Annotated in this window: 19 protein-coding genes; 13 read left to right on the top strand and 6 right to left on the bottom strand. The window is 39.1% G+C overall.

Annotation, left to right across the window (positions count from 1 at the left end; genetic code table 11):
* Positions 1-11: 11 nt before the first annotated feature.
* From VB083_RS10910 to VB083_RS10890, 5 genes are all read left to right on the top strand, one after another.
* Positions 12-3,044 carry an efflux RND transporter permease subunit gene (locus VB083_RS10910; RefSeq protein ID WP_307879512.1) on the top strand — a complete coding sequence of 1,011 codons (3,033 nt, stop codon included), beginning with the start codon at positions 12-14 and terminating at the stop codon, positions 3,042-3,044.
* 145 nt (positions 3,045-3,189) lie between these two features.
* On the top strand, positions 3,190-5,037 hold the full coding sequence (locus tag VB083_RS10905; RefSeq protein WP_213691907.1) for a diguanylate cyclase domain-containing protein: 1,848 nt from the start codon (positions 3,190-3,192) through the stop codon (positions 5,035-5,037).
* Between the two features lie 25 nt (positions 5,038-5,062).
* A complete protein-coding gene (gene modA / locus VB083_RS10900; protein WP_213691906.1) occupies positions 5,063-5,851 on the top strand; it encodes a molybdate ABC transporter substrate-binding protein in 789 nt (262 codons plus the stop codon).
* Positions 5,851-6,624, top strand: a complete 774-nt coding sequence (locus VB083_RS10895) for an ABC transporter permease (protein WP_213691905.1) — start codon at positions 5,851-5,853, stop codon at positions 6,622-6,624. The genes modA and VB083_RS10895 overlap by 1 nt, the downstream gene beginning before the upstream one ends.
* A complete protein-coding gene (locus VB083_RS10890) occupies positions 6,621-7,697 on the top strand; it encodes an ATP-binding cassette domain-containing protein (RefSeq protein ID WP_213691904.1) in 1,077 nt (358 codons plus the stop codon). The genes VB083_RS10895 and VB083_RS10890 overlap by 4 nt, the downstream gene beginning before the upstream one ends.
* Here VB083_RS10890 and VB083_RS10885 read toward each other — a convergent pair.
* Positions 7,692-8,786, bottom strand: coding sequence for a class I SAM-dependent RNA methyltransferase (locus VB083_RS10885; RefSeq protein WP_213699710.1), 1,095 nt, complete (start codon positions 8,784-8,786; stop codon positions 7,692-7,694). The two genes, VB083_RS10890 and VB083_RS10885, sit on opposite strands and share 6 nt — an antisense overlap.
* Positions 8,787-9,022: 236 nt before the next feature.
* Between VB083_RS10885 and VB083_RS10880 the strand changes: the two genes are divergently transcribed.
* Complete coding sequence (locus VB083_RS10880; RefSeq protein WP_213695818.1) at positions 9,023-10,393, top strand: HD domain-containing phosphohydrolase; 1,371 nt, start codon at positions 9,023-9,025, stop codon at positions 10,391-10,393.
* 92 nt (positions 10,394-10,485) lie between these two features.
* Positions 10,486-10,953 carry a hypothetical protein gene (locus tag VB083_RS10875; protein WP_213690335.1) on the top strand — a complete coding sequence of 156 codons (468 nt, stop codon included), beginning with the start codon at positions 10,486-10,488 and terminating at the stop codon, positions 10,951-10,953.
* On the opposite strand, the gene VB083_RS10870 is transcribed toward VB083_RS10875, so the two are convergent.
* Both VB083_RS10870 and VB083_RS10865 read right to left on the bottom strand, forming a co-directional pair.
* Entirely contained in the window at positions 10,954-13,575 is a 2,622-nt protein-coding gene (locus VB083_RS10870) for an ABC transporter substrate binding protein (RefSeq protein ID WP_213701133.1), read from the bottom strand. It lies immediately after the preceding gene.
* A gap of 27 nt (positions 13,576-13,602) precedes the next feature.
* Positions 13,603-15,759: a Tex family protein gene (locus tag VB083_RS10865; protein ID WP_213690333.1), complete on the bottom strand. Its 2,157-nt coding sequence runs from the start codon at positions 15,757-15,759 to the stop codon at positions 13,603-13,605.
* A gap of 111 nt (positions 15,760-15,870) precedes the next feature.
* Between VB083_RS10865 and VB083_RS10860 the strand changes: the two genes are divergently transcribed.
* From VB083_RS10860 to VB083_RS10840, 5 genes are all read left to right on the top strand, one after another.
* Positions 15,871-16,485 carry a metallophosphoesterase gene (locus VB083_RS10860; protein WP_213699319.1) on the top strand — a complete coding sequence of 205 codons (615 nt, stop codon included), beginning with the start codon at positions 15,871-15,873 and terminating at the stop codon, positions 16,483-16,485.
* A 171-nt stretch (positions 16,486-16,656) separates the two neighbouring features.
* On the top strand, positions 16,657-16,917 hold the full coding sequence (locus VB083_RS10855; protein WP_213690331.1) for a stage V sporulation protein S: 261 nt from the start codon (positions 16,657-16,659) through the stop codon (positions 16,915-16,917).
* A gap of 205 nt (positions 16,918-17,122) precedes the next feature.
* Entirely contained in the window at positions 17,123-18,385 is a 1,263-nt protein-coding gene (gene hisS, locus VB083_RS10850) for a histidine--tRNA ligase (protein WP_213690330.1), read from the top strand.
* Between the two features lie 51 nt (positions 18,386-18,436).
* A complete protein-coding gene (gene aspS / locus VB083_RS10845) occupies positions 18,437-20,245 on the top strand; it encodes an aspartate--tRNA ligase (protein WP_213699320.1) in 1,809 nt (602 codons plus the stop codon).
* 75 nt (positions 20,246-20,320) lie between these two features.
* On the top strand, positions 20,321-21,013 hold the full coding sequence (locus VB083_RS10840; RefSeq protein ID WP_213701132.1) for a metal-dependent hydrolase: 693 nt from the start codon (positions 20,321-20,323) through the stop codon (positions 21,011-21,013).
* 9 nt (positions 21,014-21,022) lie between these two features.
* Here the strand turns inward: VB083_RS10840 and VB083_RS10835 are convergent, their stop codons facing one another.
* The 3 genes from VB083_RS10835 to VB083_RS10825 form a co-directional block, all read right to left on the bottom strand.
* Positions 21,023-21,889: a MurR/RpiR family transcriptional regulator gene (locus VB083_RS10835; RefSeq protein ID WP_213690327.1), complete on the bottom strand. Its 867-nt coding sequence runs from the start codon at positions 21,887-21,889 to the stop codon at positions 21,023-21,025.
* A gap of 94 nt (positions 21,890-21,983) precedes the next feature.
* On the bottom strand, positions 21,984-22,904 hold the full coding sequence (locus tag VB083_RS10830; RefSeq protein ID WP_213699322.1) for a radical SAM protein: 921 nt from the start codon (positions 22,902-22,904) through the stop codon (positions 21,984-21,986).
* A 36-nt stretch (positions 22,905-22,940) separates the two neighbouring features.
* Complete coding sequence (locus VB083_RS10825) at positions 22,941-23,309, bottom strand: helix-turn-helix domain-containing protein (RefSeq protein WP_213690325.1); 369 nt, start codon at positions 23,307-23,309, stop codon at positions 22,941-22,943.
* Between the two features lie 194 nt (positions 23,310-23,503).
* Here VB083_RS10825 and VB083_RS10820 point away from each other — a divergent pair, with 194 nt between their 5' ends.
* Positions 23,504-24,388: a LysR substrate-binding domain-containing protein gene (locus VB083_RS10820; protein ID WP_213690324.1), complete on the top strand. Its 885-nt coding sequence runs from the start codon at positions 23,504-23,506 to the stop codon at positions 24,386-24,388.
* Positions 24,389-24,390 lie beyond the last annotated feature (2 nt).

Below are 24,390 nucleotides of genomic sequence, written 5' to 3'. Positions count from 1 at the left end.
AGAGGCTTATCATGAATATAGCGGAGTACTCCATACGGAAAAAGAATGTTACATGGTTTATTGTTGTGATAGTGGTCATTTTTGGCATTTTTGCCTATGGTAAATTAGGCAAACTTGAAGATCCTGCTTTCACAATCAAAACGGCTGTTGTGACAACTACGTATCCTGGAGCGACGCCACGTGAAGTTGAGGAGGAAGTTACGGAAGTTATAGAGAGAGCTGCTCAACAGATGGGGCAGATCGACAAAGTTCGTTCTCTTTCTCAAGAAGGGGTATCAATAGTATATGTTGACATCAAAGATATCTACACAGCTAAAGATTTGCCTCAAATATGGGATGAATTACGACGCAAGATAAATGATATACAAAGGCAATTGCCTCCGGGTGCTGGTCCTTCTCTTATAAACGATGATTATGGAGATGTGTATGGCGTTTATTTTGCTTTGACTGGGGAAGGATATACATATAAAGAGTTAGAAGATTTTGCTGATTTTTTAAAAAAAGAATTGCTGCTTGTTCCTGGAGTTGCGAGTGTGGAAATTCATGGTACCCAGCAGGAGGCTATTTATGTTGAGATTTCTCGTCCTAAACTGACACAGCTTGGGATTTCTACCCAGGAAATTTTCCAAGCACTTCAAGCTCAGAATATTGTGGTTTCATCTGGAAAAGTTCAAGCGGGATCGGAGTATATTCGTATAACTCCAACAGGAGAGTTCTCTTCCGTCGCTCAAATAGGGGCTCTGATTTTTCCCTCTTCTTCAGGTACATTGATACGTTTGGCGGATGTAGCAACCATTACACGAGAATATGTAGCTCCTCCTCGTGCAATAGTACGATTTAACGGGACTCCAGCTATAGGTATTGGAATATCGAATATTGAAGGCGGCAACGTTATTACTATGGGGGAAGCCATTAAGAAAAAACTGAAAGAGCTTGAGCCCATGACTCCTGTTGGTATGGATTTAGGGTTGATTTATTATCAATCTGATACAGTGCGAGATGCGATTAATAACTTTTTAATGAATCTTTTGGAAGCTTTGATTATTGTTATCGCTATTTTACTGATTTTTATGGGCATTAGAAGTGGAATGCTTATTGGTGGAGTTTTATTGCTTACTATTTTGGCTACATTTATAGCGATGAAAATGGCGAAAATAGACCTTCATAGCATATCTTTAGGTGCTCTTATCGTTGCTCTTGGCATGCTTGTCGATAATGCTATCGTAGTTGCCGACGGTATTTTAGTTCGAATCCAGACGGGGAAAGAAAGAGTATCTTCGGCAATTGAAGTTGTAACCCAAACACAATGGCCATTGTTAGGTGCTACTTTTATAGCTGTTATAGCTTTTGCTCCAATTGGTTTGTCCCCTGATAGTACGGGGGAGTTTTGTAGAAGTCTCTTTCAAGTTGTAGGGATTTCTTTGCTTTTGAGTTGGATATTAGCTGTTACGGTCACACCTGTTGCAGGTGTACATTTTTTAAAAACGTCAGTCACTCAAGAAGGAAAGGATCCCTACGATACGAAATTATATAGAATGTATAGAACTTTCCTTGAAGTATGTCTCAGAAAGAGAAAAAGAACAGTAATTGTTTTAGTACTTTTGTTGGGATGTGCGCTTTTTGGTTTTACTTTTGTTGATCGATCCTTTTTCCCGAACTCTACGAGTCCAATGTTTACAATTGATTTCTGGCGTCCAAAAGGTGCGTATATAGACGAAACGTTAAAAGATGTTAAGAATGTGGAGTCTTTTCTTCTGAAACAACCTGAAACAAAATCTGTGGCAAGCTATGCTGGGCAGGGCGCACTTCGTTTTATTTTGACATATACTCCCAGCGATCCTTCAGATAGTTACGGCCATTTGATTGTTGAAAGTAGGAATTCTAAATCATCATCAATATTAAGCAATAAGGTTACTACCTTTATGACCGCAGAGATGCCAGATGTTGATCCTCGTGTTCGGTCATTTAGTAAAGGAACTGGAAGTGGCGCCAAAATTCAGGCTCGATTTATGGGAGAAGACCCCAAAGTTCTTAGAAATCTTGGGGATCAGGCCCTTTTAATCTTTAGAGGTGACTCAGATTCTATAAACATTAGAAGCGATTGGGGAGAGAAAGTCAAAATTATTCGACCTACTCTTGATGAAGTTCGAACTCGTCAGGCAGGGCTTTCCAGAACAGATATTGCAGCAGCGCTAGAGATGTCTTTTACAGGCTCAAAGGCAGGACTATATAGGGAAAATGACAAGTTACTACCTATCATAGTTGCATTGCCTAAAGCAGACAGAGCGAAACCGGGAACTTTACAAGATGTTCAGATTTGGAGTCCTCTCATGAAAAAATATATAACTTTGGGGCAGATAACAAAAAGTATTGATATTGTTGCAGAGGATCCCATTATTTATAGACGAAACAGAATGAGGACGTTGACTGTTGAATGTGACTCTCGTTCTGGTAATGCTGCCCTCCTTTTTTCTCGAGTCCGGCCTGATATAGAAGCGATAAAGCTTCCTATAGGGTATAAACTTGATTGGGGAGGTGAATATGAGAGTTCTCAAACGGCTCAAGGTGGCCTTATGGGAATGATCCCTATAGCGTTTATTGCTATTATCGTCATACTGGTAATTCTGTTTAACGGATTTAAGCAGCCAATAATTATTATGCTATGCCTTCCTCTTTCTATTATTGGAGTGACTGCGGGGTTGCTTCTTTTCAATAAATCTTTTGATTTTATGGCTTTGCTAGGATTTTTGAGTCTTACTGGAATGCTTATTAAAAACGCCATTGTATTGATTGACCAGATTGATTTGGAAATCAGAGAGGGAAAACATGGATTCGATGCTATTGTCGATTCAGCGGTAAGCCGAGCTCGGCCTGTATCTATGGCAGCTATGACTACCGTTTTAGGCATGATACCTCTTCTTTTCGACGTTCTTTTTTCAGCCTTAGCTGTTACCATTATGTTTGGTCTTGCTTTCGCAACGATTTTGACGCTCGTTGTCGTTCCTGTTTTTTATTCAATGTTTTTTAAAATAGGAGAAAAATAGGCAATGTTGTAACTTCATTTAAGAATGGAGCGAAGCCCCTTTTATGATTGTCGCCACAAAAGGGGCTTTTTATATCTTGATTTTATAATTCCTTTATGTAATATTAAAAATCATAATAGAGCTATTTAATTAGGATGTGGTGTTTATGTTAACTAATACGAATTACCAGATAGCTCTTCTTTCTCTTCTTGCTTCTTTAGGGGTAGAACTTATGAATGTTTCTTGGGACCGATCAGATGATGTTTTGGAGAAAGGTCTATCTCTTTTTGGTCAACTTCTTAATGTAGACCGCAGTTACATTTTTTTGTTTGAGGGGGATATTTCCAGGCAAATTGCAAGCAATACTCATGAATGGTGCGCTGAAGGTGTAACCTCTTTTAAAAATGAATTACAATCTCTTCCTACTAATAAATTTAGATGGTGGAGTCGTAAAATAAAAAATGATGAAATTATAGATTTACCTTCCCTTTCCGATATCCCTGACGATGCTACTCAAGAAAAAATGATTCTTGGTTTTCAAGGAATAATATCATTGTTGGTTGTTCCGATGACTTATAGGGGGCATTCTATAGGTTTTATCGGCTTTGATTCAGTGCGAGAACGTCGTTTTTGGACAGATGAAGAAATCTCTACGTTACGGCTTTTGGCAGGGATTTTTTCAAGTGCCTTAATTCGTTGGCAAAACGAGAAAAATGTTGCAGAACTTACGGAAAAATTAGAAAGTCAATTTCAGCAGACATCAAAAGATCTAAAACTTGTTCTTGAAAGTATTGGTGAAGGGTTTATTGAAATAAACAGTCAAGGTAATTTCCTTCACGTGAATAGTTCGTATTGCCAGATGATAGGGTATAACAGAGAAGACCTTCTTTCTATGACTTTGGCAGATGTGTGTCCTGAATTTCAAAAAAACCGGGCTTTTTTTAATACACTAAAAGAAAAACAAGGAACGCTGTCTTATTTTCATCACACTCATAAAGATGGTCATGTTTTAGAACTTACAGGTAACGGTTGTCATGTCCCTTATGATAATGGCCGTTTTTTTATTTTTGTATGGGACGTAACTCAAAAGCGTCAAATGGAGCGAGATTTGCGTGACGCCTTAGCACGATATGACCGTTTAATTGAAAACGCTGGAGAAATTATTGCTCGTTTTGCCGTCGATAATCTACAAGTTGATATGCTTAATCCGGTAGGAGAAAAATTGTCGGGCTACTCTCTTGAGGATTTTCAAAAAGATCCAGGTCTTACATATCGTTTAATGGATCCTGATTCTATGGAGACTTTTCAAAGAACATTAGAAATTCTCACAAAGAAAAAACAGAAAATAGACTCCATTGTTTTGACGTGGACCGTAAAGGGAGGACGTCGTATTGATCTTGAGCATACCCTTATCCCATTAAAAGATGAGCAAGGTGTAGTCAGATATGTGGAAAGTATTGCACGTAATGTAACAGAACGGCTTCGTATGGAAGAACTTATTCGCTACCAAGCAACACATGACGCCCTTACGGGACTTCCGAACAGATTGCTTTTTATTGATCGCCTGAATCAGGCAATAAAGCACGCCCTTCGCAGTGGGACCCTTGTAGCTGTGGCTTTTATGGATCTTGATAATTTTAAGAATGTCAATGATACCTGGGGGCATACTATGGGTGATAAGTTACTTGTTCAGGTTGCACGAAGACTCGAAACGATTTTACGAGATGTTGATACAGTTGCTCGAACAGGAGGAGATGAATTTCTCTTTGTGTTTACGGATGTTTTTAGTACAGAACAGGTTCTTTCAATTGCAAAGAGAATGCACATGACTCTTTCTTCTCCTTTCCATATAGACGAAATTGAAATTGCTATAACTCCTAGCATAGGAGTGAGCCTTTTCCCTGATCATGGGACTGACATTAATACATTACTGAAAAAAGCTGATTCTGCAATGTATTGTGTAAAACGCCGAGGAAGGAACGGAATAAAAATGTGGAGGGATTCAATCAAATAGATCTTTTATGGAGGTGCTTTTATAGATGACTTTTATTAGAAGATTCTGCTTCTTGGTTATTATTTCTATAGGAGTGGTTTTAAGTTGTTCCTTTCGAGGAGCAGCGGAAGAACCACTCCTTGTTTTTTGCGGAGCGGGTCTCATGAAACCGATGGACGAAATAAAGGTTTCATTTGAAGAAGAGACAGGCCTAACTGTTCGTATTGTTTACGGTGGTTCAGGAGAACTTTTTGGCATGATTTCTACAAGAAAAGAAGGGGATGTCTATATTCCAGGTGCGGAAAAGTATATTGAAGATGCACTACGTGAAAAAATGATTGTGGAAGACGAAATAACTGTTATTTGTTACCATGTTCCCGTTATTCTTGTTCCCAAAGGAAATCCCGCTCAAATACACTCTTTGGCAGATTTAGCTAAACCAGGTTTAAGACTTGCTTTAGCTGATGAAAAGGCAGCTGCTATCGGTAAGACAGGTAAGGCTATCTTAGAAAAGAATGCTCTTTACGAAGATGTGAAAAAAAATGTTGTAGTAAAGCCTGGAACGACGAACCAGCTTTTGATGTATGTTGCAACATCTCAAGTCGATGGAACAATAGCATGGCACGATCAATCCACATGGGCGCAAGCTGATCAAAAGGTCGAAATTGTATCCATTCCCATAACGCAAAATAGTGTTAAAACAATTCCTGCAGCTATTATTTCGTACTCAAAACGCACAGACGATGCCCTTGCTTTTATAAAATACCTTGTTGCAGATTCAGGCAAAGTCGCTTGGAAACGTTGGGGTTTTCCTCTTGAAAAACCGGTAGAGTAATGAAAAATACGCTCTTTAAGCTATTTTTGTGGCTTATTTTCCTATTTTTTACAGGATTACTTTTCGCTGCCATTCTCTCGTTGTTTTTTATGTTGAATTTAGACGATATCCTTATTAATTTACGATCGGAAGAAATGTTTTATAGTTTGAAACTTTCGATCTTTTCGAGTGCTCTCTCTACATTCATTGTTATGGTTGTAGCTGTATCTTCTGGTTATGTGCTTGCTCGGTTTCAATTTCGAGGCCAACATTTATTTCGAACGATTATTGATTTGCCTATGGCTCTACCCGAATTAGTTTTAGGTTTATGTTTACTTTTACTTTTAGGGCAGGGGCCTCTTTCTCTCTGGTCTAAAAATATCGTTTTTTCAAAAGAGGCAATAGTAATTGCTCAAATTTTTACAGCGGCTCCTTATGCTATTCGTATTATGTACGGGACTTTTTGCAGCATAAATCCACGTTATGAGCTTGTTGCGAGAAGTCTAGGGTGTGATCTTGTCAGTTGCTTCTTCAGAGTTTCCCTTCCAATGGCTAAGGGGGGTTTTTTAGCAGCTATTGTAATTGCTTTTGCTCGAAGTGTTGGTTGTTTCGGTACAGTATTAGTTCTCGCAGGAGGGACTCGTATGTATACAGAAACCCTTCCAATTGCTCTTTTTCTTAATATATCTTATGGGAATTTACCAGTCGCTATTACTGCTGGCGTTGTTCTTATTATTATATCTTTGCTTTCTATCCTTATTTTTGAATGTATGAATCGAGATGTTTTTGTATGACCCCCCTTTTAGAAGTAAGCAATCTGTCGGTGGAACTTGGAATCTTTTCTCTTAGAAATGTCTCTTTTCAAGTAGATGAAGGAACATATTGTTGTGTTATAGGTGCTTCTGGGGCTGGAAAAAGTGTTTTGCTTGAAACTATAGCGGGAGGGTTTGTTCCTTCTTCTGGAAAGGTCTTTTTAAATGATGTAGATATAACATCTTGGCCGCCGGAAAAAAGAAAATTAAGCATCGTCTATCAGGATTATATGCTATTCCCTCATCTTTCTGTTTTTGAAAATATAGCTTTTGGCCTTCGAAATCAGAGGATGCCCCATAGTGATATTAGAACTCAAGTCTATTCTATGGCTAAAATGTTGCAAATAGAGCCTCTTTTACAACGGAACGTTACAACACTATCTGGAGGAGAGCAACAACGGATTGCTTTAGCTAGAGCTCTTGTTATACGGCCTCAAATTTTGCTTTTAGATGAAGCTTTTAGTGCCCTTGATATAGTTACAAGAGAGCGAATGCGCAAATGTATCAAGGCGTTAGTTAAAGAGCTTGGAGTTACGGTTTTACACGTTACTCATGATATGGAAGACGTATGGACATTGGCTACTCACGTTGTTGTTATTCAGAACGGCTGTCTTTCTCAAATTGGGAGACCAGATGATATCTTTCAAAAACCTCAATCTTTTCATGTGGCTTGTCTTGTGGGAGCAAAAAATATTTTTGAAGGGGAGGGATGTGACACCTTAGAAGGAGAACCTTATGCCATAGATGTGGATGGAGTATTTATCCGCACAACAGATTATGTAAAACCCAACGAGAGAGTTGCTCTCTCTATCCGTCCAGAAGAAATTATTGTAGCCACAGAGCCATTTTATTCGTCTGCTCGTAATGTTTTAAAGGTAAAAGTTGATGAGGTTTCTTTACGTGGCCCGCTTGTCTGGATTCGTACACAATGGAATTCAACCTTTATCTATACCGTTGTAACGAGAAGTGCCTTTGATGAGTTGCATCTTAGAGAAGGAGGGCATTGCTTTTTGATGTTTAAGGCTCGTTCTGTTCGAGTCCTTTCTCATCTATAGAGAAAGGCAAGCGAGAGTTTCAACGTGGTATGTATTAGGGAAAAAGTCGTAAGGCGTAATATGCTTTACTTCATACCCTTTTTCTTCAAGGTAGAGAAGGTCTCGTGCGAGAGTTCCTGCACTGCAAGAGAGATATGCTATACGCTGTGGACGTGCTTTTATTGCAAGCCATTCGCGAACATCGGGTTCGATTCCTGTTCTGGGGGGATTCACGTAGGCCAGTCTTTTATTTATTGGGATTGATTTAATCCATTCATTGAGTTGCGGCAGGCGTTGACTGCATGTTCCCCGTAAAAGACGCGCACCTGGTGCGTTAATCGCGGCATTTTCAATGGCTTCAGCTGAGGTTTCTACACCTATTGCTGCGGAACCAGCATCCGTCCATTGTCGAAGAGTGGCTCCGCTTCCAGAATAGAGATCGAGAATACCGCTATCTTTTTGAGGGGAAAGAAATTTAATCGTTTCAAGAAGAGAGTGGTTGTATAGTTCAGGAATTAATTGCTGAAAAGCTGTGGGGCCGTATATAAGACCGTGTTCATTGTAAGAACGAGGTTTTCCCCATAGTAGTTTCCAAACTCCACTGCCAAAGAGCCTTCTTCCAGCACTTGGGTGAAGGTGAAGCCAGAGTCCTTCCAATCCAGTTTGGTTAAGGCTGTTTAGTGTGTTTTTTAACCAATCAAGGTTGGGCAACTCTTTTGTTTTTAATATAAGTGTAGCTTGTGCGCCTGCCTGTACATAAATCGAGAGAGGAAACAGTGTAAATGGAGGCATGTTCGAAGAAAGCCACGCAAGCACATTCTTAACAGTTGCGGAATGAATAGGACACTCTTGCAACGAAATGACCTGCTTGCGCACGTTCATTCCAAATATCCAACGATATGAGTTCCATTCAGCTATCAGACTGACTTTATTTCTATATCCCCAACGTCTTTCTGGTAACGGGGAAACAATTGGGTTTAAGGCGTATGTCCAATGAGACAAAACTCCTTTTAGCCATGTTTCTTTTTGAATTTCACTATCTTTTTGACTCATCATGCGATGGGCACAAGCTCGGCATTTTAGGTTGCAGCCAACAGGCAGTTTATTCATAAATCAGACAGTCTCTTTCTTTAGTTTTATGATGTAGCACATATTATAGCGTAAGATTTTTTTGTTTCTTTGTTTTTATAAAAGGTATAGGGGGGTAATTTTCTGAGGCCTTTTTCTTAGGTTAAACATGCCTAACGTTTCAGTTCTTCAGTTTTCATAATGCTATACTTTATATGTATTTTTATTATATCTCTGTTGCTAGACTGTTGTATTAGGAAGGTACATGGAGAAAACATATGATGATGGAAAAGGAAGAATCTCTCGAAAAGATTTATTTTAAAAGTTTATTTAATAACGCTCCAGATTCCGTTGCATTAGTTGATACTGATGGATACATATGCGATGTTAATTCTTATTTTGAAACAGTTTTTAAAGTAAAAAGAGAAAATATTATTGGTCAATCTGTTATAGGAAGTACTATCCCGGTTTACTTTCACGAGAGAGCTATTCGAACTTTCGATTTAATATTGGAAGGAGAGAGAGGCCCTTTCAATGATGTTTTGTGTGTCAAGCATGATCAGACAACTTTTCCCTGTCGTGTTTCCGCGATTCCGATCTTCTCTGATTCGGAAATAATCAATGCGTATATTATTTTTCATGATCTGACTGAAGAGTATGAAAGAGATAGGCAGCTTTTATACGCTTCTGCTGTAGTAAAGGAGAGTCCCGTTGTCCTCTTCAGATGGAAAACGACAGAAGGATGGCCTATTGTTTATGTGTCAGAGAATGTAAGTCGTTGGGGGTATATTCCTGACTATATATTGGCAGGAGAGAAAAGTTATCTTGATCTGATTTACGAATTAGATAGACAAAAGGTTATTAACCAAGTGAAGGCCCATGAGGAAGCTGAAGATGAAGAGTACGAAATGGAGTATCGAGTCGTAACTGGGGATGGCCAAATTATCTGGGTTGACGAACGAACTTCTGTCTTTAGAGACGATTATGGTAAACCTGTATATTATCAAGGCACCGTAGCAGACGTAACTGCCCGCAAAAATGCAGAAATTGCCCTATCAAACAATCTAGAAAACGTAAGACGCGCGTGGAATCAGACCATTGAGGTTATGGCACTTACTTCAGAAATGAAAGATCCCTTTAGTGTAGGGCATCAGAAAAGAGTGGCTTCATTATCTCGGGCAATAGGTGAAGAGCTTGGACTAGAGAAAGAGATTGTTGATAACCTCGAAAAAGCAGCTTTGGTTCATGATATTGGGAAGGTAGAAATTCCCTCTGAGCTTTTAAATAAGCCTGGTCCTCTAACAGATGTTGAATTCAAACTTGTGCAGACTCATTCGGAAGTTGGTTTTATCATTTTGAGTCGTATAGAACTTCCGTGGCCTTTGGCTGAAATAGTATATCAGCATCATGAGCGTATGGATGGCTCAGGCTATCCTCGTGGTTTGAAGGGAGATAAAATTTTATTAGCTTCTCGAATTATCGGTGTAGCTGATGTCGTAGAAGCGATGGCCTCCCATCGTCCTTATCGTCCGAGTCTTGGAATAGATGTAGCACTTGAAGAAATAGAAAAATTAAAAGGTACAGCTTTAGATTTAGACGTTGTGAATGCTTGTATTAAGCTGTTTAAAGAAAAGGGGTTTAGCTTTTAGCATATCGTTATTCCTACGGTTGTTTTTTACTTGATCCTGCTTTATAAAAAACATGGCAATATGATTTAAGATCATAGAAAGGAGGGAACGCTGTGTCTCGAATTGGTAAAATAATTTTTTTGATGAGCATTATTTGTGTAGGGAGCATCCTTCTCATGACTCAACCCCTTTATGCTGAAGCTAGAGATGTTCGAGTAGATCTCGGAGCAGACGAAAATAAATTAAGATGGTATATGGTAAAAGTCGATGAAGTTGAAGGAATGCCGCTAACAACATTACGTGTCTATTATGCAGCAGCTGCTGGAAAGAAAAAAATGGTTCAGGCCTTAGTTTCTGAGGCAAATCTGGATGAAGCGAAGGCTCAAACTCTTTATTTCAGCGAATATGACTATGTATTTCATACCACGGATAATACATATGGCATATCATCTGCCCGTCATTATGATATGGGAGGGCATGAGCTTTTTTCTGCTGACGTGAATTTTCAGGATATGCAGTGGATGGATGTCCTTGAGAACTCCATCCCTTATAAAGCACGTGCAGCCTATAATAAGCTTTAATTATTTGTCTATATAAAAGGTAAATTTTTTCTTCTCAAAAATATCAATACAGTGGTTTACTACTGAGGAGTCGAAGGTTATTCCGGCTCCTCTTTTTATTTCCTCAAGAGCTTCTTCTATTGTATGTGCTGGGCGATACGAACGTGGCGATGCCATTGCCTCTATAACATCGGCAACAGCTAATATACGAGCTTCAAGAAGAATATCTTTACCTTTCAACCCTTCAGGATATCCAGATCCGTCCAATCGTTCATGATGTTGAAGCACTATTTCTGCTACAGGCCACGGGAAGCGAACATTTCGCAAAACTTCATAGCCGAACCGAGGGTGTTGTTTTACAACATCATATTCAAGAGGAGAAAGAGTTGCAGGTTTAGTGAGTATTTCTGAAGGAATATATAGCTTGCCCAAGTCATGTACGAGAGCAGTATTATATACGGCTTCTATTACCGCATCCGGTAAACCCATTTCGCGTGCAATTGCCAGAGATAATTGTGCCACTCTGTTTTGGTGTCCATAGGTGGAATTGTCTTTCATTTCGATAACATTGCCTATAGTAGATATTGTAGAGTTAAAAGTTTCTCTGAGTCTGTCAATTGTTTGGAGCAAAATTTCTTGCTGTTTTTTCCGTTTAAAAGCTTCTCCAAGTGTTTCTGCTAAAATTTTTAGACTTGAAGCATAGCGAATAAAATGCCATGGTTGAGATGTTTTATTTTGCACCAAAAGAAGAACAGTCGCATTGCTTGATCCGTTATCAATGGGGACTATGTTCACATTAAAAAGACATCCTTTAGAGTCTTTTATATCAACTTCAATGGGTTCGTACCTTTTAAAGAGTTCTTGTTGTTCAGGAGTGAGGTCTAGTGTAATTGTCTCTTTTAAGAGATTACTATTTTGAAATACATATGAATTCCAGACGTGAAATAGACGAAAAGATGAACTATCTTCTTGAGGAAAATAAAGCGCGCATGAAAGCAAACCAAGGCGTGTTCCAATTTCTTGAAGAACACTTTTTATTGTTTCATCGAAGGGACCTGAAAGTACCAATCTTGAAGAAACAGTAGAAAGTAACGTTTCGAGATGAAAACGTTGGGCTAGTGCATTTTGTTGGTTTTTTTGATGTGTAATATCTCTAAAAAGCAAAAATGCTTCCTTTTTGTTATTCGATAACAGAACAGGAAAGCCGCTAATTGAAACGGGAAAAGTAATTCCATTATTTTTAGTTCTATACCTATGTACATCTTTGATAGGATAAGAAATAGCTTTTTGAACCAAGGAAAGGTTATCTTTATGACTTGAGCTTGATTGGCTAATAATTTGACCAACTTCTTTCCCTTCGATGTCTTCGTCTGTATAGCCGAACATACGGCGAAACCCATTATTAGCCAGTATGATACATCCTTGCTCATCGATAGCAACAATTCCATCAGGAGCTCCATCCATAAGTCCGCTAAGGTTTTTCTTTTCTTTTATTAGCTTTAAATTAATAAAACGTCGCCGGTATATCTTGAAAAGGAGCAGCAGGATCAATGTTACTAAAGTAGCGATAACGACAAAATTGATAGTTATCAATCGAAAATTATCTTTTATATCTTTAAAAGGGTCTTTTATAATGGTACTTCCTGCCGGAAGTTTCTCTTGGGGAATAGCGTGTTTTTTTAACTCTCTATAGTTAAAAATCCATTGTGCCATTTCACTTTCATTAAAAGGTATCTCTGATGGTTTCTTTCCATGCATAATTTCAAGAGCCATCTTCGCAGCCAATATTCCAAAGCGCTCTCCTGAATGGATTGCTCCGCCAATGATCCCATCCTTTCCTATAGCTTCTGGTAGATTGGAGTAAATAGGAAAATCTCCTGTAAAGCAAAGTTTTTTAATGCTTTCATCAGTACTTAAAAACATCTTTTCTTTACTTGAGGCCAAAGGAGAAGCGAGCAATATGGCTGTATTTTGGGGATTTTGCTCTGATAATATAGAACATACCTTTTCTATAGGATATGACATTAAAAAACTAATATTTATATACTGCTTTTTATCTTGAGCAATATGTAAAAGTATGTTCATGTTTGTTTCGCTGATTAGTGAACTATCGCCTATAACAATTATTTTCTTTAGATTTGGATGAAAACGAATAATCGCATCAATCGTTTTGTTATAAGGTATATGTTTTACTATCCCCGTGAAGCTTTTTCGTAAAGATGATTCTTTTAAAAGAGATATGTCACTTATCCCTGTAAATACTACTGGGGTATTGGGGAAAACCTTGTTTCTGAAACGGACAAGAAAGCGAAAGGCCTCATCCCCCTCGCTAATAATGACGCGGAGATGGAAAGGGAAATACTTCATGAAAAATTGTTCCTGTAACGAACTATTTATTGTTTGATTGAGTAAACGTTGACTATCCATGTACTCTGTAAACGGGTCTATTTGTAAGTCGCTTTTTTGAAAAGTAGACAGAATGCTCTGAGAGAGGCATTCTGTCCATGCGTTTTCTTGATCATAAGAGTGGAGGATGAGAATAGGAAGTTTATCACGACAAAAAACTCCCTTCGGGGCAATAATGAACACCCCTAAAATGAAAAGAAAATAAAGTTTTTGAAGAACCTTTTTCTTTTCCTCCATTTTTTCCTCCAATAACAAGTATTTATATTAGTTTTCTTCTAGATCACTCTTTTTCATAGAAAGGGAAATACGCTTTCTTCCCAAATCTATTCCCGTTACAGCGACCTTTACACGTTGCCCTGGTGAAACGATAGCATGCGGAGAAGCGACATATTTATCAGAAATTGCACTTATGTGCACGAGTCCGTCTTGGTGTACGCCAATGTCTACAAAGGCTCCGAAAGCAGTAACATTCGTTACAATTCCAGGAAGAATCATGCCTTTTTTTAGATGAGAGATTTCTGTTACGCCTTCTGCAAAGGCAAATTCCTCAAAACTGCATCGTGGGTCTCGCCCAGGTTTTTCAAGTTCTTCCATAATATCTTGTAATGTCGGGAGCCCTACTTCTTCTGTAATATATTTGGATATATCGATCTTTTTTCTAATATCTACTTTTTCAATAAGATCCTTCACCGTTACACTTAAATCGGAGGCCATCCTTTTTACCAATGTATAATTTTCTGGATGCACGGCAGTGTTGTCGAGCGGATTTTTCCCTCCTGGTATTCGTAGAAATCCAGCGCATTGTTGGAATGATTTTGGGCCAAGACGTGGAACTTTTTTTAGGTCGTTTCGTGACTCAAAAAGTCCGTTTTCTTCTCTGTATTTTACAATATTGCTGGCTAACTGAGGGCCTATTCCTGAAACGAAGGAGAGAAGTTCATAACTAGCCGTGTTAATATCAACTCCGACTGCGTTAACACAACTGATTACAACATCATCAAGAGCTCTTTTTAAAGCCTTTTGATCAACATCATGCTGGTATTGACCAACTCCCAAAGAACATGGGTCAATCTTTATTAGTTCTGCTAATGGGTCCATAAGTCTTCTGCCTATAGAAACTGCACCTCGTACCGTTACATCATAATCTGGGAATTCTCTTCTGGCTGTTTCTGATGCTGAGTAAATCGAAGCGCCGCTCTCGTTAACCATGGTAATAATGATGTTTGAAGTGATAGGTAGCTCCTTTATAAAAGCTTCAGTCTCTCTTCCTGCAGTTCCATTTCCGATAGCAATAGCCTCTATAGAAAATGTATCTATTAGACTTAAAATTTTAGTTTGAGCTCCATCTTTTTTGTTTATTGGCGGATGTGGATATATGGTTTCATTATGAAGAAGGCTCCCCTGTTTATTCAGACAAACAACCTTACAGCCTGTTCTAAAGCCTGGGTCTATTGCCAAGATATTCTTATGTCCGAGAGGTGGTGTCATAAGAACTTCTCTTATATTTTGAACAAAAACGGAAATAGCTTCTTCATCGGCTTTTTTCTTGAGCGCATTTCGTAGTTCTGTTTCCATAGAAGGTGTAATGAGTCGCTTGTAACTGTCATTAATGGTTTCTTCGAGAAGAGAGGCTTCTTCCCCCTCACTTTTAATAAAAAGTTTCTTTAGCTGAGTAATGCAAAGGGCGTCATCAGGCCGTGCTCGAAGGGAAAGTTTACCCTCTTTTTCACCTCGAAATAAAGCTAAAATACGATGAGATGGTGTGCTGATAGCTCTTTCTTGCCACTCAAAGTAGTCTTTATATTTTTCCATTTCATCGGGTTCTTCCGAAGCCCGAGATGAATAAATAAAACTATGCTTGGCGAATATTTTGCGGCACAGGTTACGAGCCAGCGTGTCTTCACTGATTTTCTCGGCGATAATATCAAGAGCCCCTTGTATGGCTTCATTTTCATTTGCTATTCCCTTGTCTATGTCAATAAATTTTTGAGCTTCTTGGTGGGGAATAGTTCCTTCTTGATTCATAATTTTAAGCGCTAAGGGTTCTAGTCCTTTTTCTATAGCGGCACTTGCCCTTGTTTTACGTTTGGGGCGATAAGGAAGGTACAAATCTTCCAGTGTTGTCAGGTTATTAGCTGCATAAATCTTCTCTTCTAACTCTTCTGTAAGAATGTCGCGTTCTTGCAGTGATTTCAAAATAGAATCTTTTCGTTTAGTTAACTCTAGAAGTTCTTCTCGTCGATCTCGAATTTGTGTAATAGCTACTTCATCAAGACTACCTGTTGCTTCTTTACGATAACGAGCAATGAAAGGAACAGTGCAGCCTTCGTCAAAGAGAGAGAATACTGCTTGTACTTGTGTTGTTGAGATGTTCATCTCTAAAGCAATAGGTTTTTCAAATTTTGTTTTAGATTGGGCCATATAAGGTTGAACCTCCTGCATGAATCTTATTTTTAGTATAGTACCATGTTTTTTTGTTTACGCATTTGCCTAAAAAATGGTAAAATTTAAAATAGTTTAGAGGTGATTGCTGTGGAATCATGGAAAAAGATGATCTACAAGATGTTTGATTTACTTTATATTCCTGAGAGTTTGGAGAAAATAAAAGGACGTGTTGTTTTGCATGTCTCTGATACTCCTTCGTCTTTTTATTCTTGTTTAAATAAATTAGTTACTTTCCTTGATCCTTTGGCAATTATACATACTGGCGATCTTGTTGATGAAATAAAATTAGGATTATTACCAAATCGACTCGCCCTTTATTCTAAAAAGTTACGTTTGTTAGCTCGGATTTTAGAAGGGGAAGAAAAAAGAAAAGTTTGTATTGCTACAGGAAATCACGATAACAAAGATGTTGTAGAGCAGGTTTTTCACACTAGCCAAATAGTAAATTGGAGTGGCTCTTTCGATGTTTGTGGTCTAAAATTAAATGTGAGCCATGATTTCCAGGGACTTCCTTCAATGGAAGGTGATTTAAATCTTTTTGGGCATAACGAATTTGTGCCTCAGAGTGATAGCAATAAAACATACTTGAATGGGTTAATGTCTATACATTGCATTGTTCCAGATAATGGAGATATTTATACATTACCATATCCGAGATTTGTGGATCAAAATAGACTTTTGAAAAGAAAATGTGGATTATAGGGCTAACTTTCTTGGGAAAAAGTCGTATTTGCTGATTTTTATTGCAAAACACTTGTCAAAAGCCGCACAATACGACTATACTTGATTTGTTTCAAATAGTGAAACTCGCTGATCCATTAAATGTTCCTGTTTTTATATTCTTGCGGCGCTACTCAAGGGAGGTCGAATTTCATGGAAGTGCTCAAAGTCTCTGCAAAGTCGCAACCAAAATCCGTCGCTGGTGCTATCGCAGCAGTTCTTCGCGAAAAAGGGGCGGTTGAGGTTCAAGCAGTGGGAGCCGGTGCGGTTAACCAATCAGTGAAATCTATTGCTATCGCCCGGGGTTATGTAGCTCCTAATGGAATTGATCTTGTTTGTATTCCGGCTTTTGCCAAGATTGAAATTGACAACGAAGAAAGAACGGCCATTAAGTTCCAACTCGAGTCACGTTAGAAATTAGTCTTTTATGCCGTAAGGAAGCATGAGACAGGCGTAACGGTGATTAGGCCGTTGCGCTTTTCTATTTTATAGCCTTCCATTTTTTTACTGGAGAATTTTTCAACGAATGATTATACTTACCTGCATAATGTATAAAACAATAGAATGATTATGTGCAAACGTTTTTTATGTTTGTTTTAGTTTATGGGAGGGAGTTTTTATGGTAGATATAAAAGCGCCGCGTGGTGTCAGGGATATACTCCCAGAAGAATCTTGGAAATGGGCTTATGTCTTAAACGTTGCAGCAGAAGTTGCGCGAGATTTCGGATATTCGGAAGTTCATTTACCTATTTTTGAGCACACGGAACTTTTCTCACGCGGAATAGGCGAAACAACTGATGTTGTTGAAAAAGAGATGTATACTTTTGAAGATCGCGGTGGACGAAGCCTTACGTTACGTCCAGAGGCAACGGCTTCAATGATTCGTTGTTATTTAGAGAACAAACTGAATAATGGAGCTCAACCTGTTAAACTGTGGTGTGCTGGTCCGATGTTTCGTTACGAGCGACCACAAAAGGGGCGTTATCGTCAATTTTGGCAGTTGGATTTTGAAAGTATAGGTTCAGAAAATCCTATGATAGACGTGGAAGTTATTGCCTTGTCTCTTGAATTATATAGACGACTTGGTCTCCAGAATTTAGAGGTCGTTATTAATTCAGTAGGGTGTCCTGAGTGTCGCCCAACATATAGAGAAAAATTAAAAGAGTATTTCAAACCACAGCTTGATAAACTTTGTAAAACATGCCAAAGTCGATTTGATCGTAACCCTCTCAGAATTCTTGATTGTAAAAATCCTGATTGCAAAGAGATTACCGAGGGTGCTCCCGATATTTACTCTAGCCTTTGCGATGATTGTCGCAGTCACTTTGATAAAGTACAGGAAAGATTGAATAGTATAGGAGCCCATTTCCATATAGATAAACGGCTTGTTCGTGGCCTTGATTATTATACAAAAACAGCGTATGAAGTTCTTTCAGGAGCTTTGGGAGCGCAAAATGCTGTATGTGGTGGGGGACGTTATGATAACCTTGCAGAAACGATTGGTGGCCCATCTACGCCGAGTGTTGGTTTTGCTGCTGGTCTTGAAAGGATTGTCCTCGTGATGGAAGAACAAAATTGTTCTTTTGGGGCTCGCCCTGATCTCGATGTTTATGCTATCGGACTTGACGAAGTGTCGCGAGAGGAACTATTCAAAATCCTTACGGAACTAAGACAAGCAAATATTGCAGCAGACATGGATTACATGGGACGTGGTATGAAAGCTCAATTTAAATCTGCAGCAGCTTCTGGAGCCCGTTTTGCTTGTATTCTTGGTGGCGATGAATTGGCCAAAGGAGTAGTCAACGTAAAAGACCTTGAAACTGGCGAACAGGAAGAGGTTAAACGAGCCACTATTCTTAATTATATTCAAAGTAAATTATAGAAGTAATAAAGAGTCTATAAAGTAAGTTTGCCGTGTGGTGGAGGTTATAGAATGAGCAGGTCGGAACATTTTGATGCATTCTGGAAGCGCACAGAGATGTGCGGAGCCCTTCGTCTTGAAGATGAAGGACGACAAGTAGTTTTAAACGGTTGGGTACGACGTCGGAGAGACCTTGGAGGACTCATCTTTGTTGAGCTATGGGATAATACTGGAGTTACCCAAGTTGTCTTTAATCCTGAAATTGTGCCAGAAGTTCATGAACGAGCCAAAACATTACGTAGTGAATATGTTATTTCTGTTCGTGGCAAAGTTGGGAAGAGGCCGGAAGGTACAGTAAATAGTTCTATGAAAACGGGAGAAGTAGAGGTTGTTGTCGAAGACTTTTTGTTGCTTTCTCCTGCCGCCCCTCTGCCTTTTGAAATATCGGATGCTACAGACAAAGTCGATGAAAATTTACGGTTGCGTTATCGCTATCTTGATTTACGGCGAGACAAGATGCAAAAAAACTTGAGAATACGAAATAGGATTACTCGATATACAAGAGATTTTCTTGCACAGCATGGCTTTATAGATATTGAAACTCCAATGCTGACCAAATCGACTCCAGAAGGAGCTCGGGATTACTTAGTTCCAAGTCGTGTAAATCCAGGGACTTTCTTTGCATTGCCACAATCGCCTCAGATATTTAAACAAATTTTAATGATAAGCGGCTTTGATCGATATTTTCAGATTGTAAAGTGTTTCAGAGATGAAGATCTTCGTGCAGACAGGCAGCCTGAATTTACACAGATTGATATGGAAATGAGCTTCATAGATGAGGAAGATATATACGCTCTTATTGAGGAGTACATGGCAGGCCTTTTCGAAGAGATAGCTTCTGTGAAAATTCCTACACCATTTAGGCGGATGGAATATTGGGAAGCTATGGATCGTTTCGGAAGTGACAAGCCAGATTTGAGAATACCCTTTGAAATTCATGATCTGGGCGCGGTCTTTAAGGAGAGTGAGTTTGTTCCATTTAAGGAACTTATTGATAAAGGCGGATTTGTACGAGGGTTGCCTTTGCCTGGAGGAGCTTCCCTTTCTAGAAAAGAAGTTTCTCTTGTTGAGGAAAAAGCAAAGAAGCTTGGAGCTAACGGACTTGCATGTTTCCAACTCAAAGAAGGAAAACTTAAAGGACCATTGGCAAAGTTCCTTTCGGATGAGTTGCAACAACGTTTGATAGAGACAGTTTCTTTGAAAGAAGGAGACGCCTGTTTTGTTTTAGCAGATCTTGATCGTTTGACAGTAAGCCAGATTTTAGGTCAGCTTCGTTTAGAACTTGCAAAAGAGCATGGTCTTATTAATAGCGGAAAATGGGAGTTTTTGTGGGTTGTACACTTCCCACTTTTTGAGCGTGACGAGGAAGAAAATAGATGGGTTGCTGTTCACCATCCCTTTACCTCTCCTGTTCTGGAGGATCTTGAATTATTGGAGAGTAACCCTCAAAAAGTCAGATCTCGTGCTTATGACTGCGTATTAAACGGGAACGAGGTTGGTGGAGGTTCTATTCGAATCCACGACCCAGAAGTTCAAGAAAAAGTTTTCGAGTGTTTGGCTTTTAGCAGAGAAGAGGCACGAAAGCGTTTTGGATTTTTGCTAGACGCATTAAGTTCAGGAACACCTCCCCATGGAGGAATTGCTTTTGGTGTTGATCGTCTTGTAATGCTTTTGTGCGGGGCTACATCAATACGCGATGTTATGGCCTTCCCAAAGACGCAAAAAGCGCAATGCTTGATGTCGGGGGCACCTTCTGTTGTAAGTTTAGATCAGCTTCAGGAACTTTATATTGAAAGTGTTGCCCATATTGAAGAGGATTAAAGGAATTCAAAAAAGGCCGGATTTAAATCCGGCCTTTTTTAACATTCTTATATTTTGAGAAAGGAGCTGTTAGATATGATTCGCATCTATTATGTGGGACATTCTGCTTTTCTTATCGAAACAGAAAAGGAGAAATTTCTAATCGATCCTTTTATTACAGGTAACCCTCAAGCTGTAGATACTCTTGATTCTTTCGATAAGATTGATTACATCTTTGTGACCCACGGTCACGGAGATCATTTAGGAGACACAGTAGAAATCTGTCGGCGTACTCAAGCGATCGTAATTTCTAATTTCGAGATTTCACAATATCTGGGAAAAAAGAACATTTCGTGTCATCCAATGCATATTGGCGGTTCTTTTGAATTTCCCTTTGGCAGGGTGAAAATGACTCCAGCTCTTCATGGATCCGACCTTACTGACGAAAATGGAAATGTTGTAGCAGGGGGAAATCCATGTGGTTTTCTCATCGAGATTCACGGTCAAAAGATATACCATGCTGGTGATACCGGTCTCTCAATGGAAATGCACCTTTTGAAAGAAGAGCACGTCAATGTCGCCCTTCTTCCTATTGGTGGCAATTTTGTAATGGATATTTATGATGCTGTAAAGGCTGTAGACTTTATTCAACCATCAATCGTTGTACCGATACATTACAATACATTTGATCTTATTAAGGCGAATCCAAAAGAATTCGCAACCCTTGTAGGTAAAAGAGCAAATGTCAAAATATTAAATCCAGGAGACGAATTGATTCTGAAAGCGTAATTTACACTCCTAATATCGAAGTTCATATGTAGGATAATATATTCGCTCATCATGCAAGCCTTTGGCTTGTCGTTCAAGCGCTTTCTTAGCTTGATCGCCCATGTTTGCTGCTAAAACAGACGTAAGAATGTGAATCAAGAAGATAGGCCCTATTATTGAACTGCCAAAAGTAGGGCTCATATCGCTGACAAAGAAAGAAAGTTTGGCGAACTTACATACAGGGGCAGCTGGACTATCAGTAATCGTAATAATCCGAGCTCCTCGTTCAGCTGCCAACTTTATTGAGTCCGTAACCTCTATTACATAGCTAGGCAATTCGCAAACAATGACAATATCTCCTTTTTCTATCGCTCTTGCTTGCTCGATAAGAGCCAGAGATCCTCGCTTTAAAAGAACTCCTTTCAAACTTAACTCTAGAAGACGAGTATAAAGAGATTCGGCTACCAGAGCAGATATTCCCCAGCCTACGCAAAAAATAGTCTTGCCTTCTTGCAACATAGAACAAAAAGTCGAAACCTGATCTGCCTGAATTTGATTCCACGTGTCGTCAATATTGGCATGTTCGAGACGATATATTTCGTCGGGTATGTCTTTGTGATCTTTCATAATTTTCGAAAGCATGGCAGATGGATTAACTTGTTGTAACACCGTCTTTTTAAGAGCATCTTTCAACGATGCGTACCCATCGTAGCCAAGCATCCTTGCTACTCGAACAAGTTGTGCTTTGGAAACATCCAGCTTATCAGCAACCTCTCCGATAGATAAAAAAGCAGCTTCTCTTGAATTTGCAAGAATGTATTCAACAACCCGTCTTGCTTTGTTAGGCATACCATCCATTTTCTGCCTTAAGAGATCCAAAAAATCCTGATCAGACATAAAAACACCTCCATGTAGCAGAAAACCCTTTTAATAAGGTTCTGTGTACTTGAGTTTATTTCAAGTTATGATTTCCGTCAATAATGAACAAAAGTTAGTGAAGATTATCCCATATAAAAAGGCGATCTTTAGTTGCTTTAGGAGTTAGACCGGTCATTGAAGATAACACAGAAAGTCCCCAATTACCGTGTCCACTGAATAAAGATATATCTTTCTTAAAAACAGTCCAGGGGCCTTGAGGAGCATTCTCTATTAATGCAAGAGCTAGTGCTATACTCTTGGCTAATTCTCCAAAAGCTGGATGGTGAGGTCCAGCTACCACAGATTCTTCTAAAGTTTCCGTTTCTTGAAGTCCCACACGTTGGACAGCGAACCCTAATTTTCGCGCATTATAAAGGAGAGAGCCTACCCAATGGGCAGCTTCTTCCACAGATAGCGGTTCATATCTTTGCATTATTAAAAGTTGTTCCAACGCTGTATTTCTTAGCACAAGACAAGGATAAAAACGAAGAGTCATTTCACAAGGCCCTTTTAGTTCTGCAAGTTTTTGTATGTCACTGAGAGAACTTTCCAAAGTTTGTTCAGGAAGTCCTACCATCATTTGAGCAGCTGCGCAAAAACCATTTTCCTGAATGAGATGAAGAGCGTGTAAAGCCTCCTTTTCAGAATATCCTCTATTGCAGAGAGAGAGAATATGATCATCAAGAGAGGATATCCCCAGCTCAATCATAGAAACGGGAAACTGTTTTAACCATTGCAGCCTCTCTTCGGAAATACACAGAGGATGAGTAGAGAAGCGAACACAACTACCAACAGGCGCTGTTTCTAACGCTTTTAGATATTCCTCCTGCAATGTCAATGGTTGACACGTAAAACTTCCGCCAAAATAACAAAGCTCAACTGGTTCAGAAAGCTCTGCCAGCATATTTTTGACTTCCCAAGGTGATGGTGGTTGATATTCTCCTGTTATGGCCCCCTGATCACAGTATATGCAGCGATGTGGGCAATTTCTCATAGGGAGGAAGACTGCTCTTCGTTTCATCTTTTTTCATTAGCCTTTCTGATCTATATTTTCGTTTTGCCAAAAAGAGACAGTTGCTTCTATAATTTGCTTTATGAAAGAGAGTTCATTTTTAGAAAAACGATAGCTCTTATACCAAATTTCTACGTCTTCTGCATTTTCGAGAACTTCTTCAAGGTGAACTCTTCCTGCTTCGTCTGAAGGAGCTCCTTTTACGAGGTCTGTGATTTCAACATCAAGAGCTTGAGCTAATTTCGCAAGAAGTTTCATTGATGGAAGTCGCCTGTTACTCTCAAGGGCTTGTATATAAATTCGACTCACATCAGTTTTATCTGCAAGGGCTTGTTGTGTTAGTCGTGCGGCTTTTCGTAATGTTTTAATGCGTATTCCTAAACTCATAGAATAGAAACCTCCATTTCAGCTTCGTTATCATATAATGTGTATTATAGAAACTTGATTACATATTGTAAATTACGTTGCAAAAAAAGCTCTCTTGACTGTTTTTACCTGCTGAATGATACTACATGAAAGGTAAAAATAAAGACTAAAAATATTTTGTTATTGACGAAGATAAAAGAAAGGGGAATAAAGACGTGGATTTCAGACAGCTTGAAAGCCTTGTAGAAATTCTTGAAAAAGGGAGTATTTCAGGGGCTGCAGCATCTTTAGGAATCTCCCAACCAGCGGTGAGTAAACATATAGCTCGTCTTGAAAAAGAGATGGGTATTAAAATTTTTGTAAGAGGACAGAAATGTTCTAAGCTTACAGTAGAGGGCGAGATCCTTTACAATTTTGCTAAGAAAGTTGTTTCTTCTTTGAATGATATAAAACGAGAAGTTTCTAACGCTTCAGCAGAAGTAGCAGGAACTGTCACTATAAGTGCCAGTTCAATTCCGGGAGATTTTGTGTTGCCATCGATGCTTGTCGAATTTCGCAAAGAATATCCTTCAATAGATGTTGAAGTTTACATATCTGATTCTAGAGAAGCTATCGAAAAACTCGTTACGAAAGAAGTGGATCTGGCTGTCACTGGATTTAGCCGCAATACTTCAGGACTAGAGTCGTATCCGCTATGTGAAGATGAACTCGTTCTTATTGTTCCACCGAATCATCCCTTAGCTCTACGGAAGTCAATAACAATGAAAGATATAGAGGCTCTTGATATTGTGGGGCGCGTTCCAGGTTCCGCTACTCGTAGATTATGGCAAGATGCTTTCAAAGAATATTACGGAGAAGAAAAAGAGCTTGGGTTAAGCTTTGGTCATGTGTCTGCTGTGGTTAATGCCGTTGAATCAGGTGCGGAGGCGGGGATAGTTTCAAAATTGGCAGTGGAGAAAAATCCTCGATTAGCAAAAATACCTTTTAGCCCGGCATTAAAGCGCTCTTTTTACATCACGTATGGCACAGTTTCTACCCGAGCAATGGAGTTGCTTATAGAGTTTTTGTCTGAAAGAATAAAAAAAACACAGGAGGTGTAACT

Origin of the sequence: Aminobacterium sp. (assembly GCF_034926885.1) — a bacterium.
GTDB lineage: Bacteria > Synergistota > Synergistia > Synergistales > Aminobacteriaceae > Aminobacterium.
Note: the sequence above shows the minus strand (reverse complement) of the source record. Positions and strands in the feature narration are given on the sequence as shown.

Coding starts and splice junctions, on each gene's coding strand:
- VB083_RS10910 (WP_307879512.1), top strand. CDS start 12: ATGAATATAGCGGAGTACTCCATACGGAAAAAGAATGTTACATGGTTT.
- VB083_RS10905 (WP_213691907.1), top strand. CDS start 3,190: ATGTTAACTAATACGAATTACCAGATAGCTCTTCTTTCTCTTCTTGCT.
- modA (WP_213691906.1), top strand. CDS start 5,063: ATGACTTTTATTAGAAGATTCTGCTTCTTGGTTATTATTTCTATAGGA.
- VB083_RS10895 (WP_213691905.1), top strand. CDS start 5,851: ATGAAAAATACGCTCTTTAAGCTATTTTTGTGGCTTATTTTCCTATTT.
- VB083_RS10890 (WP_213691904.1), top strand. CDS start 6,621: ATGACCCCCCTTTTAGAAGTAAGCAATCTGTCGGTGGAACTTGGAATC.
- VB083_RS10885 (WP_213699710.1), bottom strand. CDS start 8,786: ATGAATAAACTGCCTGTTGGCTGCAACCTAAAATGCCGAGCTTGTGCC.
- VB083_RS10880 (WP_213695818.1), top strand. CDS start 9,023: ATGATGATGGAAAAGGAAGAATCTCTCGAAAAGATTTATTTTAAAAGT.
- VB083_RS10870 (WP_213701133.1), bottom strand. CDS start 13,575: ATGGAGGAAAAGAAAAAGGTTCTTCAAAAACTTTATTTTCTTTTCATT.
- VB083_RS10865 (WP_213690333.1), bottom strand. CDS start 15,759: ATGGCCCAATCTAAAACAAAATTTGAAAAACCTATTGCTTTAGAGATG.
- VB083_RS10855 (WP_213690331.1), top strand. CDS start 16,657: ATGGAAGTGCTCAAAGTCTCTGCAAAGTCGCAACCAAAATCCGTCGCT.
- hisS (WP_213690330.1), top strand. CDS start 17,123: ATGGTAGATATAAAAGCGCCGCGTGGTGTCAGGGATATACTCCCAGAA.
- aspS (WP_213699320.1), top strand. CDS start 18,437: ATGAGCAGGTCGGAACATTTTGATGCATTCTGGAAGCGCACAGAGATG.
- VB083_RS10840 (WP_213701132.1), top strand. CDS start 20,321: ATGATTCGCATCTATTATGTGGGACATTCTGCTTTTCTTATCGAAACA.
- VB083_RS10835 (WP_213690327.1), bottom strand. CDS start 21,889: ATGTCTGATCAGGATTTTTTGGATCTCTTAAGGCAGAAAATGGATGGT.
- VB083_RS10830 (WP_213699322.1), bottom strand. CDS start 22,904: ATGAGAAATTGCCCACATCGCTGCATATACTGTGATCAGGGGGCCATA.
- VB083_RS10825 (WP_213690325.1), bottom strand. CDS start 23,309: ATGAGTTTAGGAATACGCATTAAAACATTACGAAAAGCCGCACGACTA.